The 12,495-nt window shown below is 46.3% G+C and carries 14 protein-coding genes; all 14 read left to right on the forward strand.

Translation table 11 applies throughout. The annotated features are described in order from the left end of the window. Nucleotides 1-63: 63 nt before the first annotated feature. On the forward strand, nucleotides 64-3,654 hold the full coding sequence (smc, locus tag BMZ78_RS16120) for a chromosome segregation protein SMC (protein WP_093231439.1): 3,591 nt from the start codon (nucleotides 64-66) through the stop codon (nucleotides 3,652-3,654). Between the two features lie 11 nt (nucleotides 3,655-3,665). Then, complete coding sequence (gene ftsY / locus BMZ78_RS16125) at nucleotides 3,666-4,673, forward strand: signal recognition particle-docking protein FtsY (protein WP_093231440.1); 1,008 nt, start codon at nucleotides 3,666-3,668, stop codon at nucleotides 4,671-4,673. 166 nt (nucleotides 4,674-4,839) lie between these two features. Further along, on the forward strand, nucleotides 4,840-5,172 hold the full coding sequence (locus BMZ78_RS16130) for a putative DNA-binding protein (protein ID WP_093231441.1): 333 nt from the start codon (nucleotides 4,840-4,842) through the stop codon (nucleotides 5,170-5,172). Nucleotides 5,173-5,195: 23 nt separating this feature from the next. After that, entirely contained in the window at nucleotides 5,196-6,545 is a 1,350-nt protein-coding gene (gene ffh / locus BMZ78_RS16135) for a signal recognition particle protein (RefSeq protein ID WP_093231442.1), read from the forward strand. A 26-nt stretch (nucleotides 6,546-6,571) separates the two neighbouring features. Then, on the forward strand, nucleotides 6,572-6,832 hold the full coding sequence (rpsP, locus tag BMZ78_RS16140; protein ID WP_093231443.1) for a 30S ribosomal protein S16: 261 nt from the start codon (nucleotides 6,572-6,574) through the stop codon (nucleotides 6,830-6,832). A gap of 34 nt (nucleotides 6,833-6,866) precedes the next feature. Beyond that, the gene (locus BMZ78_RS16145; RefSeq protein WP_093231444.1) at nucleotides 6,867-7,121 is read left to right on the forward strand and encodes a KH domain-containing protein; all 255 of its coding nucleotides are present in this window, start codon (nucleotides 6,867-6,869) and stop codon (nucleotides 7,119-7,121) included. Then, nucleotides 7,102-7,638, forward strand: coding sequence for a ribosome maturation factor RimM (rimM, locus tag BMZ78_RS16150; protein WP_425263945.1), 537 nt, complete (start codon nucleotides 7,102-7,104; stop codon nucleotides 7,636-7,638). The genes BMZ78_RS16145 and rimM overlap by 20 nt, the downstream gene beginning before the upstream one ends. An 11-nt stretch (nucleotides 7,639-7,649) precedes the next feature. Continuing rightward, a complete protein-coding gene (gene trmD, locus BMZ78_RS16155) occupies nucleotides 7,650-8,396 on the forward strand; it encodes a tRNA (guanosine(37)-N1)-methyltransferase TrmD (protein ID WP_093231446.1) in 747 nt (248 codons plus the stop codon). Between the two features lie 100 nt (nucleotides 8,397-8,496). Further along, nucleotides 8,497-8,847 carry a 50S ribosomal protein L19 gene (gene rplS / locus BMZ78_RS16160; RefSeq protein WP_093231447.1) on the forward strand — a complete coding sequence of 117 codons (351 nt, stop codon included), beginning with the start codon at nucleotides 8,497-8,499 and terminating at the stop codon, nucleotides 8,845-8,847. 205 nt (nucleotides 8,848-9,052) lie between these two features. Next, nucleotides 9,053-9,646, forward strand: coding sequence for a signal peptidase I (gene lepB / locus BMZ78_RS16165; protein ID WP_093231448.1), 594 nt, complete (start codon nucleotides 9,053-9,055; stop codon nucleotides 9,644-9,646). A 233-nt stretch (nucleotides 9,647-9,879) separates the two neighbouring features. After that, nucleotides 9,880-10,407 (forward strand): signal peptidase I, encoded by a 528-nt coding sequence (lepB, locus tag BMZ78_RS16170; RefSeq protein WP_175482525.1) that lies wholly within the window; start codon nucleotides 9,880-9,882, stop codon nucleotides 10,405-10,407. Beyond that, nucleotides 10,404-11,318: a ribosome biogenesis GTPase YlqF gene (gene ylqF / locus BMZ78_RS16175; protein WP_093231450.1), complete on the forward strand. Its 915-nt coding sequence runs from the start codon at nucleotides 10,404-10,406 to the stop codon at nucleotides 11,316-11,318. The genes lepB (BMZ78_RS16170) and ylqF overlap by 4 nt, the downstream gene beginning before the upstream one ends. Further along, nucleotides 11,272-12,075 (forward strand): ribonuclease HII, encoded by an 804-nt coding sequence (locus BMZ78_RS16180; RefSeq protein ID WP_217645020.1) that lies wholly within the window; start codon nucleotides 11,272-11,274, stop codon nucleotides 12,073-12,075. Before ylqF ends, BMZ78_RS16180 begins: the two co-directional genes overlap by 47 nt. 11 nt (nucleotides 12,076-12,086) lie before the next feature. Next, entirely contained in the window at nucleotides 12,087-12,452 is a 366-nt protein-coding gene (locus BMZ78_RS16185; protein WP_093231451.1) for a YraN family protein, read from the forward strand. The last annotated feature ends 43 nt before the right edge of the window (nucleotides 12,453-12,495 follow it).

Raw genomic sequence — 12,495 nt, forward strand, 5'->3', positions numbered from 1 at the left:
CTCGTTGGATGTTTTTTTATGCTAAAATATAGCAGTTGACCATATAGAGAGGAGGGGAAGTTTATGTACTTGAAACGTTTGGAAATGATTGGTTTCAAATCGTTTGCGGATCGCACTGAACTTGAGTTTGTGCCGGGGATTACCGCAGTCGTTGGACCCAATGGAAGCGGAAAGAGTAATGTAACCGATGGCATTCGTTGGGTACTTGGAGAGCAAAGTGCGAAATCTCTTCGTGGTTCCAAAATGGAGGATGTCATTTTTGCGGGAAGTGATACACGAAAACCTGTCGGTTACTGCGAAGTGTCCATCACCTTTGATAATACGGAACGAAAACTGCCCGTTGACTATACGGAAGTAACCGTAACCAGACGTGTATACCGTTCCGGAGAAAGTGAATATTTATTGAATAAAAAGCCTTGTCGCTTGAAAGATATTACCGAATTGTTTATGGATACAGGAATCGGTAAAGAAGCGTACTCGATGATTGGACAAGGTCGTATTGATGATATTCTCAGTACCAAATCTGAGGACCGGCGTGCCATTTTTGAAGAAGCGGCCGGAATCGTAAAATACAAAACCCGGAAAAAAGAAGCCGAAAAGAAATTGGAAAATACGGAACAGAATCTGGCACGGATTCATGACTTGATTCATGAGCTCGATGGACAAGTGGGGCCATTGACAGAGCAGGCGGAGAAAGCCAAGCAGTATAAAGAATTGAAAAAAGAGCTTGAACAAATTGAAGTCGGATTGTATGTACATAAAATCGAAACGTTGCATGAAAAGTGGCAACAAGCTACTCAAGAAGTCAAACAGTTGACCCAGGAGCAACTGGTATTATCCACGGAAGTGAGCAAAAAAGAGGCACAGTTGGAGGAATTGAAATATCAGTTGGGTGAGCTGGATCGTTATTTTGAACAGGTGCAGGCCGAACTGTTACAAGTGAGTGAAGAATTGGAAAAAGCAGAAGGGCAGCGGGAAGTATGGCTGGAACGAGGTCGGAGCAGGGAAAATGCCCGTAAACAGCTGCGGGAACGGATTCAGGCACTTGAGATGGAAATGAATCGTCTCAAGGAAGAAAAAGAGAAGGTGGATCAGCGGTTAGCCGAGAAAAAACAGGAGCTGAGAGAAGCCGAAGCCAAATGTTTGGAAGCGCAGGAAAAGATGGCTTTATTTGCTGAAGATGAGGCGGAACAGTTGGAAGTGTGGAACGGGCAATTGCAACAGCAGCGCAATCAGCTCGTGGCTTTGAATAGTGAAAAGCGTTATGTGATCGAGCAAATGGAGCAACTGGAGGAGCAGGTAAAAAAATATCAAGAGCAAAAAGAATCGTATGAGTCACAAATTGCTTCGGGTCAGGCGCAGCTTGTGGAAGTGGAGAAACAGATTGGTCAAATCGAAGGGTTACTGAAACAGGCAGTAGAGCAAACCCGATTGCTGGTTGAAGAGCGGAATCATCTGGAACGCCAGGAGAAAAGTTTGCTGCAAGAGAATCGGAAATTCGAACAGCGATATAACCGTTTGCGCTCCCAGCTCGATGTCGTCAAGGAAATGGAAGCAGAGCATACAGGTTTTTTTCAGGGTGTCAAAGAGATCCTGAAAGCCCGTGATCGTGGCGTGGGTTCGCTACGAGGAGTGCAGGGAGCCGTTGCCCAATTGATTCAGGTACCCGAAAAGTATGAAGCAGCTATTGAGACAGCACTGGGCGGAGCCCTTCAACATCTCGTCGTGGAGAATGAGCAGACAGGGCGCCAGGGAATCGCTTACTTGAAAGAGAAGCGATTGGGACGGGCCACCTTTTTGCCACTGGATGTCATTCAGGGACGCACCTTGTCCAACCAGGATGTCCAGCGATTGCAAAATCTGTCTGGATTTGTGGGGATTGCATCTGATTTGGTGCAAACCGATGCAAAATATGAGAAACTCGTTTCCCATTTGCTGGGCCTGGTTGTGGTGGCTGAAACATTGGAACAGGCCAATCAGATTGCCCGGCAATTGCAGTACCGTTATCGGGTGGTAACCCTGGATGGAGATGTGGTGAATCCGGGCGGTTCGATGACAGGAGGAAGTCGCCAACAGTCCAAAACCAATTTATTGGGGCGTTCCCGGCAAATCGAAGAACTGGAGCAACAAATTGCCCAGCTGAAGCAAGAATGGAACCAGGTGGAGGAAAGTCTTGCCCAACTCTATGAACAAAAACAAAAACTGGAACGCGACTGGGAAGAGATCCGTACCCAGGGTGAAGAGCGCCGCCTGAAAGAACAGGAATTGCGCGGACAAAAACGGGAACTGGGCAATCATGTTGAACGAATAAAGAAAGAACTTGCCCTATTAAAGCAAACGAGTATGCAATCCGAAGAGAAACGCGAAAAATTGAAACATCGTTACCAAGAAATTGAAGAACAGGCACAAAGCTTGGAGCAGGCCATCCGTCAATTGGAAGAGCAAATGGCTGCTTGCCAATTGCGAGTGAAGGAGCAGGCAACGGCAAAGGCAGATGTCCATGAACAGTTGACGGAATGGAGAGTCACTGTTGCCAAACTGCGTCAGGAAACAGCCAACTTGGCGGAAAATCTGGAACGGATGGAGCAGGAATGGAATCGACTCCGTCAGCAAAAAGAAGAAGCACAAGCCGAATTGGAACAACTGGATCAGCAGAAGGAAACAGGAACGCAGGAGTTGGAAGAACTGGCTGTACATATCGAACAATTGCGAGAGAAAAAGCTCACTACACAAGAAAAAGTGGCGAAAGCACGTGAACAGCGTGAAAAGCTGAGACGGGAACGCGAAGAGCAGGAGCAGGAGATTCGGGCTGACCAGCAAACATTGCGTAAACTGTCTGAACAGCTAAAGAGCGGGGAAGTACGTGTAAACCGTTTGGATGTCGAACTGAATCATCTCTTGCAAAAGCTGGCGGAAGAGTATGAAATGACATATGAACGGGCGAAAGAGTTATATGCCCGTCCGGAGGAACCAAACAAGGCCGAGCGGCAAGTTCGTTCCATCAAGCAGCAGATCACCGCTTTGGGTGAAGTCAACCTGGGAGCGATTGAGGAACATCAGCGCCTGACTGAGCGATTGAGCTTTTTGAAAAGCCAGGAGGCCGATTTGTTACAAGCGAAACAAACCTTATATGAAGTCATTGGTCAGATTGAAGAAGAAATGGGAAAACGGTTTGCGGAAGCGTTCGCCATGATTCGTACAGAGTTCCAGGAGGTATTTGTGCAGATGTTTGGCGGAGGCAGAGCCGATCTTCACTTGACAGAGCCAGACAACCTCTTGGAGACAGGTATTGAGATTGTTGCACAACCCCCTGGCAAGAAACTGCAAAACCTCACTTTGTTATCAGGAGGAGAAAGGGCTCTGGCCGCAATTGCTCTCTTGTTCGCAGTACTCCGGATCAAGCCTGTTCCCTTCTGTGTCCTGGACGAAGTGGATGCTGCTCTAGACGAAGCCAATCTGACCCGCTTTACCCGCTATATGCGCAAGTTTGCCAATCAAACGCAGTTTATTGTGATTACCCACCGCAAGCATACGATGGAAGGCGCGGATGTATTGTATGGAATTACCATGCAAGAATCAGGGGTCTCAAAACTGGTGTCAGTGAAGCTGGAAGAGTATGATGTAGAAAGAGAAGTAGCTGCAACGCATGAATAGGGGGATGCAAGGTGAGCTTTTTTAAACGGTTAAAAGAAAAAGTAGCCCAAAAAACCGAATCGGTAACGCAAAAGTTTATCAGCGGTTTAAGTAAAACCAGCACTTCATTTGTAGGAGCCATTTCTGATCTTTTCTCAGGGCGAAGCAAGATTGATGAGGAACTGTTCGAAGAGCTGGAAGAGATTTTGATCAGTGCCGATGTGGGAGTTACCACCACCATGGAGTTGGTGGAACGCTTGCGTCAAGAAGTCAAAGAGCGCAAGATCAAGGAACCGTCCGAGTTACAACCGCTTCTCTCAGAAATTATTTCCGATATGTTGGAGCTGGAGGGAAAAAGCAATCAGCTCCAGATGAACCCGGATGGTATGACTGTCATCCTTTTTGTGGGTGTCAATGGTGTTGGTAAAACAACGACCATCGGAAAACTGGCTCATCGCTTCAAAAATGAAGGAAAGAAAGTCGTTCTGGCTGCTGGCGACACTTTCCGGGCTGGAGCGATTGAACAGTTGGAAGTATGGGGGCAGCGTGTAGGCGTTGATGTAATCAAACATCAAGCTGGTGCAGATCCTGCAGCTGTAATTTATGATGGCATTCAGGCGGCCAAATCCCGAAAAGCCGATGTCTTGTTATGTGATACCGCAGGTCGTTTGCAAAACAAAGTGAACTTGATGGAAGAGCTGAAAAAGGTGCATCGCGTCATCCAACGAGAAATTCCGGATGCTCCCCATGAAGTTTTACTTGTTCTGGATGCCACGACCGGTCAAAATGCGATGATGCAAGCCAAAACCTTTGGCGAAGCAGTCAATGTATCCGGAATCGTTTTAACCAAACTGGATGGTACAGCCAAAGGTGGAATTGTGATCGCCATTAGCAATGAATTGCAGGTACCAGTCAAATTGGTCGGTCTGGGCGAAAAGCCTGATGACCTTCAGGAATTTGACCCAGCCCAATTTGTGCATGCTCTCTTCAAGGATGCCATCAACAAAGAGGAAGAGTTGGAACAAAGTGTGGGAGAGTAAGCCAAACGCTCCAGTCGCCCATGGGTGCTGGAGCGTTTTTAAATGGTAAGGCCTATCCTTGTTTTTGATCTTGTTAAGGAAAAATACTTGACACCTATCTTTTTTTGGCATAAGATAGTTACCTGTAAAGGTTAAAGCCTTGACGGCTAGGTTTGAGGTGACTCCCATGCTGGAGCGAACCACGGAAATGAACCTCTTGTACGATTTTTATGGTTCATTGTTAACAGAAAAACAACAGACTTTGTTAGAATTATATTATCTGGAAGACTGGTCTTTGGGGGAAATTGCCGAACATCAGGGAATTTCCCGGCAAGCAGTGTTTGAAGCGATTAAACGTGCACAAGCCACTTTACATGACTTGGAAAATAAACTAGGCTTACTGAAGAAATATCATGAGCGGCGGAAGATCGCCCAGGAACTGTCGCAACAACTGGAAAGATATCCGGAGGCGAAAAAGACGGTCGAACCGATCATCGCCAGATGGTTAGAGATAGATTAGTCCAAATCATGGGGAGGGGCACTATGGCATTTGAAGGTTTAGCCGAACGGCTACAAGCTGTCATGCAAAGGCTAAGAGGGAAAGGTAAAGTGACAGAAGCCGATGTGAAAGAAGCGATGCGTGAAGTGCGCCTTGCCCTTTTAGAAGCGGATGTAAACTTTAAAGTGGTTAAAACCTTTATCAATCGGGTGAAGGAACGGGCTGTCGGACAGGAAGTGCTCAAGAGCCTGACTCCCGGTCAACAGGTCATCAAAGTGGTAAACGAAGAGTTGACCGAACTGATGGGAGGAGAGCAGAGCAAGCTGGTTAAATCCAACCGCCCTCCGACAGTCATCATGATGGTTGGTTTGCAAGGAGCTGGTAAGACAACCACTTCCGGTAAGCTGGCTCGATACTTGTCCAAGCAAAATCATCACCCTCTGTTGGTAGCTGCAGACGTTTATCGTCCAGCGGCGATCCGGCAATTGCAGGTGTTGGGTGAACAGTTGGATACGCCTGTATTTTCACTGGGTGAGAAAGAAGATCCGGTGAAGATCGCTGAACAGGGTGTGGCTTATGCGAAAGAGCACCATCATGATTACGTCATCATCGATACTGCGGGTCGTCTTCACATCGATGAGACGATGATGGAAGAGCTCAAGGCGATTCGTGAGAAAGTACAACCAGATGAAGTCTTGTTGGTTGTCGATGCGATGACTGGGCAGGATGCAGTGAATGTAGCCGAAAGCTTTAACAAGAAACTCGGCCTGACAGGCGTCGTCTTGACCAAGTTGGACGGTGACACCCGTGGAGGTGCTGCTTTATCCGTCAAAGCAGTAACCAACTGTCCGATCAAATTTGTCGGAATGGGTGAAAAGACGGATGCGCTAGAGCCGTTTTTCCCTGATCGCATGGCGTCCCGTATTTTGGGAATGGGTGATGTGCTCACCTTGATCGAGAAAGCACAAGCAGCTGTGGACGCTGAAAAGGCACGAGACCTTGAGCGCAAGATGCGAACACAAACATTTACATTGGAAGACTTTTTGGACCAGCTGCAACAGGTGCGGAAAATGGGACCATTGGAAGATATGTTAGCAATGCTGCCTGGAGCAGGCCAGATCAAGCAACTGAAAAACTTCAAGGTAGATGAAAAACAGATTGCACGAGTAGAAGCGATTATTCGTTCGATGACGAAAGAAGAAAAATTGCATCCCGAGATTATTAATGCAAGTCGTCGCAAACGAATCGCTAAAGGCAGTGGAACAACCGTACAGGATGTAAACCGACTGCTCAAACAGTTTGAAGATATGAAGAAAATGATGAAACAGTTTTCTTCGATGGCAAAAATGGCGAAAAAGAAAAAACGGGGCTTCCGTTTCCCGTTTATGTCATAAAGGAATCCTGTGTAGGAGGTGAAAACATGGCAGTAAAAATTCGTCTCAAACGTATGGGTGCAAAAAAAGCTCCTTTCTATCGTTTGGTGGTAGCAGATTCTCGTTCTCCACGTGATGGACGTTTCATCGAAGAGATCGGTTACTACAATCCATTGACCGATCCGGCAGACGTCAAAATCGATGAGGAAAAAGCGCTCAAATGGTTGGCTCGTGGTGCTCAACCATCGGATACAGTCCGTAGCTTGCTGCGCAAGCAAGGTATTTTGGACAAAGCAGAAAAGAAATAAGTGCGCTGTTGTATACATGAGCGGAGGTTCTAACATGAAAGAACTGGTTGAATACATTGCTCAATCCTTGGTAGATCATCCTGACCAGGTTCGTGTAACCGAAGAGATCAGCGATGATCAGATTAAGTTTCGCTTGTCTGTAGCGCCGGAAGATCTGGGGAAAGTGATTGGAGTTGGAGGACAAGTGATTCACTCCATTCGTAACGTGGTGCAAGCAGGCGGACTGAAAGAAAATAAACGGGTGCAAATTGAAGCAGTCAAAGGAGGAAGTGATCTTGTCTCCAACTGAATATTTGCGGGTGGGCCGATTGGTTTCTACCCACGGCATTCGTGGAGAGGTTCGCATTCTCCCTGATACGGACTTTCCGGAAGAGCGCTTTGCTCCTGGAAGTCAACTCCTGCTTCAGCATCCCAGTTTGTCTGAGCCGCTCTTGCTTACGGTGGAAAAAGGTCGACCACATAAAAATGTGTGGTTGGTGAAGTTTGCCGAATGGAGCAATATCAATGAAGCAGAGCCCTATAAGGGTGGAAGGCTGGTCGTTTCGATCCGGGATGCAGTACCTGTTCAGGAAGATGAGGGCGAGTATTATTTTTACCAGATTATCGGTTGTGATGTGTTTACGACCGATGGCCGTCATCTGGGGCAGGTACGGGAAATCCTGCAATTACCCGCGAACGATGTTTGGGTTGTTCGTCCCAAAGACAAAGGAAAAGAAATTCTTCTTCCGTATATTGATGATGTGGTGAAACAGGTAGACACCGAGGAGAAACGCATTACCATCGAGTGGATGGAAGGACTGGAGTAACATTGGCTAAGATGCGCTTCGATGTACTAACCCTTTTTCCCGAGATGTTTCATGGCTTCTTAAATAGTAGTATTATCAAACGGGCGCATGAAAAGGGGATTGTACAAACCAATTTGGTCAACTTTCGCGAGTTTGCCAAAGACAGGCACCGGACAGTGGATGATACCCCCTATGGTGGGGGTGGGGGGATGGTTTTAAAACCGGAACCAATTTTTGAAGCTGTCGATCATTTACTCCAAGATGTGTCTGACCGACCACCGATTGTGTTAATGTCACCACAAGGTGAACCATTCACCCAGCGTAAAGCCGAAGCGTTAGCCCGTCATTCTCATCTGATCTTCATATGTGGTCATTATGAAGGATATGATGAACGGATTCGGCAATACCTGTGTACGGAAGAGATTTCGATTGGCGATTATGTCCTGACAGGTGGCGAATTGCCTGCGATGGTGGTGATGGATAGTGTGACTCGGCTCATTCCCGGTGTTTTGGGAAATGAGGTTTCAGCAGTCACTGACTCCTTTTCAACGGGATTGTTGGAGCATCCTCATTATACTCGGCCAGCGGAATATCGCGGTTATCGGGTTCCAGAGGTGCTTTTGTCAGGCCATCATCGTAATATTGAAAAATGGCGCCGCCAAGAATCTTTGCGTCGAACGTGGGAAAGAAGGCCAGATCTCTTGAAATCTGTTGAACTGACTCCAGAAGATAAAGCTTTTCTCCAGAGCTTGGAGCGTGTACAAGGCAAGCGTGAGTAATTGTTTTTCAACCAGGGCGTATGATAAAATAACTCCGGTCGATCGTACGCTGGAAATAGGCGTGGTTCACATACAATTGGCTTGAAAGGAGGTTGGAACGATGCACCCAATTTTGCGTGAAGTAACTCAAGAGCAGCTTCGTAATGATATTCCTCAATTCCGTGCGGGTGACACTCTTCGTGTTCATGTAAAAGTAAAAGAGGGTCAACGCGAACGGATTCAGGTGTTTGAAGGTGTAGTGATTCAACGCCGCGGTGGCGGTATTTCTGAAACTTTTACTGTGCGCAAGGTTTCTTATGGTGTAGGTGTTGAGCGTACTTTCCCATTGCATTCTCCAGTTATTGATAAAATTGAAGTTGTACGTCGTGGTAAAGTACGTCGTGCCAAACTGTTCTATCTACGTAAGCTTCGTGGTAAAGCAGCTCGTATTAAAGAAATTCATCAAAAATAAATGGCGAAAGGGAGGGCTTGAATTCGTTCAAGCCCATTCCTTTTATCCATTAGTGGTAGAAAACAATGTGTTTTGGGAGGTGTTTATCCTGTTGCGAACAGGGCGCAAATCCTCATAAGATAGAGAGCATGATAAGAAAATGGGTATCATATTTCATTGATTTGATCCGTATAGAGGGTTTGTCTGTTATTCGTAGCAGGTTCTTATGGATCAAAAAACGCCTACAGATCAAATATTTCCTTCCCGCTCGGAACGTTTGCGAAGAAATCGAAGACCAAAAACCAAGCGGAATCATTTTAAACACAAAGAGTGGGTGATTTCGATTGTCATCGCTGTGTTATTGGCGATGATTGTCCGTCTTTTTGTCGTTGAGCCGTCCATGGTAACAGGCCCTTCCATGGAGCCAACCATGCAGACAGGGGATCTGGTGTTGGTCAATAAAATCATTTATAAATTTCGAAATCCCAAGCGTGGAGAAATCATTGTGTTTCCTACCCCTTCACAAAAAGATTATATTAAACGGATTATTGCTCTGCCCGGTGAAACGGTAGAAGCCAGAAATCATCGTATTTTGATCAATGGAAAAGAGCTCAATGAGCCTTATTTGTCCAATAATATCCGTACAGATGACTTTCCAGCGACAAAAGTCCCACCTGAACATGTCTTTGTTTTGGGAGATAATCGGATCAACAGCATCGACAGCCGAAGCAGTGAAATTGGAACCATTCCCTTTGATAAGATCAGAGGGCGTGCAGATTGGATTTACTGGCCGTTTAGCCATATGAAATGGATATGGTAAACAAAAGCTTGATGATCAAGGAATCTTGAATATCAAGCTTTTTTTGTGAATAGCATGAGACCGCTTTTTTATTGTTTTTACAAAAAATTCCTGATATACTATTTGGAGTAAAATCATTCTTTTTCTGTCATTTTTCCGCATCGAATTCGGAATGTTCTTGAAAGAAAGGGGTAAAAGCAGCGAACGTCTGCATTCATATGATGAGTCAATCAGTGGTAAAAAGAAATCCCGTCATGAGACGGATTCGCTTAGAATATTTCGAGTGGATTTGGTATACTGGTATCGCACTCTTGTTGGCGCTTGTTGTACGTACCTTTTTGTTTCAGCCTGTTCCTCTGTCCGGGCCTTCCATGTTGCCCACTTTTCACCAGGGAAATTGGGTGGTTATCAATAAGTGGATTTATGCTTTATATCAACCGAAACGTGGGGAGATTGTGATCTTCTATGGCCCGCATCAGCGGATCTATATCAAACGGGTGATTGCTGTAGGTGGGGATATAATCGAAGCCCATGGGGGAAAGATCTACATCAATCGCAAACAGGTACAGGAACGCTATTTGTCCCATACATATACGACCAATTTTCCACCCCAAAAAGTTCCAGTGGGAAAACTTTTTGTGATGGGAGATAACCGGCTAAACAGTCTGGACAGCCGTGATTTTGGACCGATTTCGATTAAACAGCTGGTTGGCAGGGCTGATTTGATTATCTGGCCATGGGCAGAAATGAAATGGATTGGTAAAGTAGGTGACAGCAGATGACGATTCAATGGTTTCCGGGACATATGGCAAAGGCGCGCAGGCAGGTAGCCGAAAAGCTCAAGTTGGTCGATATTGTATTTGAGCTGCTTGATGCACGCCTTCCCTTGTCGAGCCGCAATCCGATGATGGATGAAATCGTGAAGAACAAGCCCCGGTTGATCTTATTGACCAAATGTGACCTGGCTGATGAAAGAGTGAATAAGGAATGGGTACGTTACTTTCAGGAAAAACAAATCGGTGTGTTGCCGATTGATGCTCAGACCGGTAAAGGGGTCGGTCAAATTCAGCGCGTATGTGAACAAGTGTTGCAGGATCTCTTTGCCAAGCGAGAGAAAAAAGGCATTCAGTTAAAACGGGTTCGAGCCATGGTATTGGGAATTCCCAATGTAGGCAAATCGTCTCTCATCAATCGTTTGGCCAAACGCAATGCAGCGAAAACAGGAGACCGGCCAGGTGTAACCAAAGCCCAACAGTGGATTCGGGTGGGACAAACCTTGGAGTTGTTGGATACCCCTGGGATTTTGTGGCCAAAGTTTGACGATCAGCAGGTAGGGATGCGTTTGGCTGTCAGTGGGGCCATTAAAGAAGAGATTTTACCTTTAGATGAGGTAGCGTTGTATGCTATTGAATACCTCACAAAACGTTATCCTCACTTGCTTCAGGAACGCTATAAGTTGACTCACTTGCCAGAGGCACCAGTGGAATTATTGGCTGAGATTGGAAAGAAACGTGGCTGTTTGCAACGGGGTGGCGAAATCGATTATGACAAGGCGATTGAACTGTTCCTGAATGATATTCGATCAGGACGATTGGGACGTATTTCTTTTGAATGGCCAGAAGACTGGGAGGAGAAGGAAGAAGAGCATGTTCAAAACAATGACCATTCAACAAGTGAAAAAGTGGCTGAGTGAACAAAAGGAAGTCAGTCCGGAGATGTTGGAGTTGCTGATGGCAGATTCACGAATCGGTGTTCGTAAACTGGCTCAAAGTTATTTACGTGAACAGGAACGGCTGCAGAAAGAGAGAGCCAGGCTGGAAGCAATGTGGGAATATGAACGGGCTGGCTGGACGCAAGGCTATCAGGTGATTGCAGGAGTGGATGAAGCAGGACGGGGACCGCTGGCCGGACCTGTGGTGGCAGCTGCTATTGTATTGCCTTCTGACTTTGATGTAACTGGTTTGAACGATTCGAAGCAATTGACAAGGGAAGAGAGAAATGAGCTGAGGAATCGAATCGAGAGGCAGGCCATGGCAGTGGGTGTAGGCATTGTCGATGTCGAATATATTGATCAATACAACATACTACAGGCTACATATGAAGCCATGCGGCGTGCGATCCAAAAGCTCTCCTGCCAGGTCGATTATCTGCTGGTGGATGCAGTAAAGATACCCGGTATTTCAATTCCACAACAAGGGATTATTAAAGGGGATCAATTGAGTCATTCCATTGCTGCCGCCTCCATTATTGCGAAAACCACTCGTGATGAATGGATGATACAGGCAGCTGAAAAATATCCGCACTATGGATTTGACAAGCATATGGGGTATGGAACACCTGAGCATCTGGCAGCTTTGGTCAAATGGGGAGTTTCCCCGATTCATCGTCGCAGCTTTGCACCAGTCAAAGAGATCATGGAGCAAAGCAGACATGCGGATCAGGTCGGTTAGGAGGATAGTCATTGACGATTGATCGACGCCAACAGGTAGGACGAACGGGCGAACAGGCAGCGGCAGATTTTCTGGTTGGGTTAGGATGGCGCATTTTATCCCGCAATTGGTCTACACGATTGGGCGAGCTGGATATTGTGGCTCTGGATGGACAAGAACTCGTTTTTGTTGAAGTGCGAACGACTTGCGGGCAGCGTTTTGGCTATGGATTTCAGTCGGTTGATGGCCGTAAACAGCAAAAGGTACGACGGTTGGCCCTTCAATATATTCAACAACGTCACTTGGATCAATATCCCTTACGATTTGATGTGGTTTCTGTATTGCTGGATGAAGCTTTTCATCCCAAGCGAATTGATCATTTGAAAGGAGCATTTTAATCGAAAGCGATGCCGTGAAAAATGGCTCGCTTTTTTTTGACAC

This window comes from Thermoflavimicrobium dichotomicum (assembly GCF_900114055.1).
Classification (GTDB): Bacteria; Bacillota; Bacilli; order Thermoactinomycetales; family Thermoactinomycetaceae; genus Thermoflavimicrobium; species Thermoflavimicrobium dichotomicum.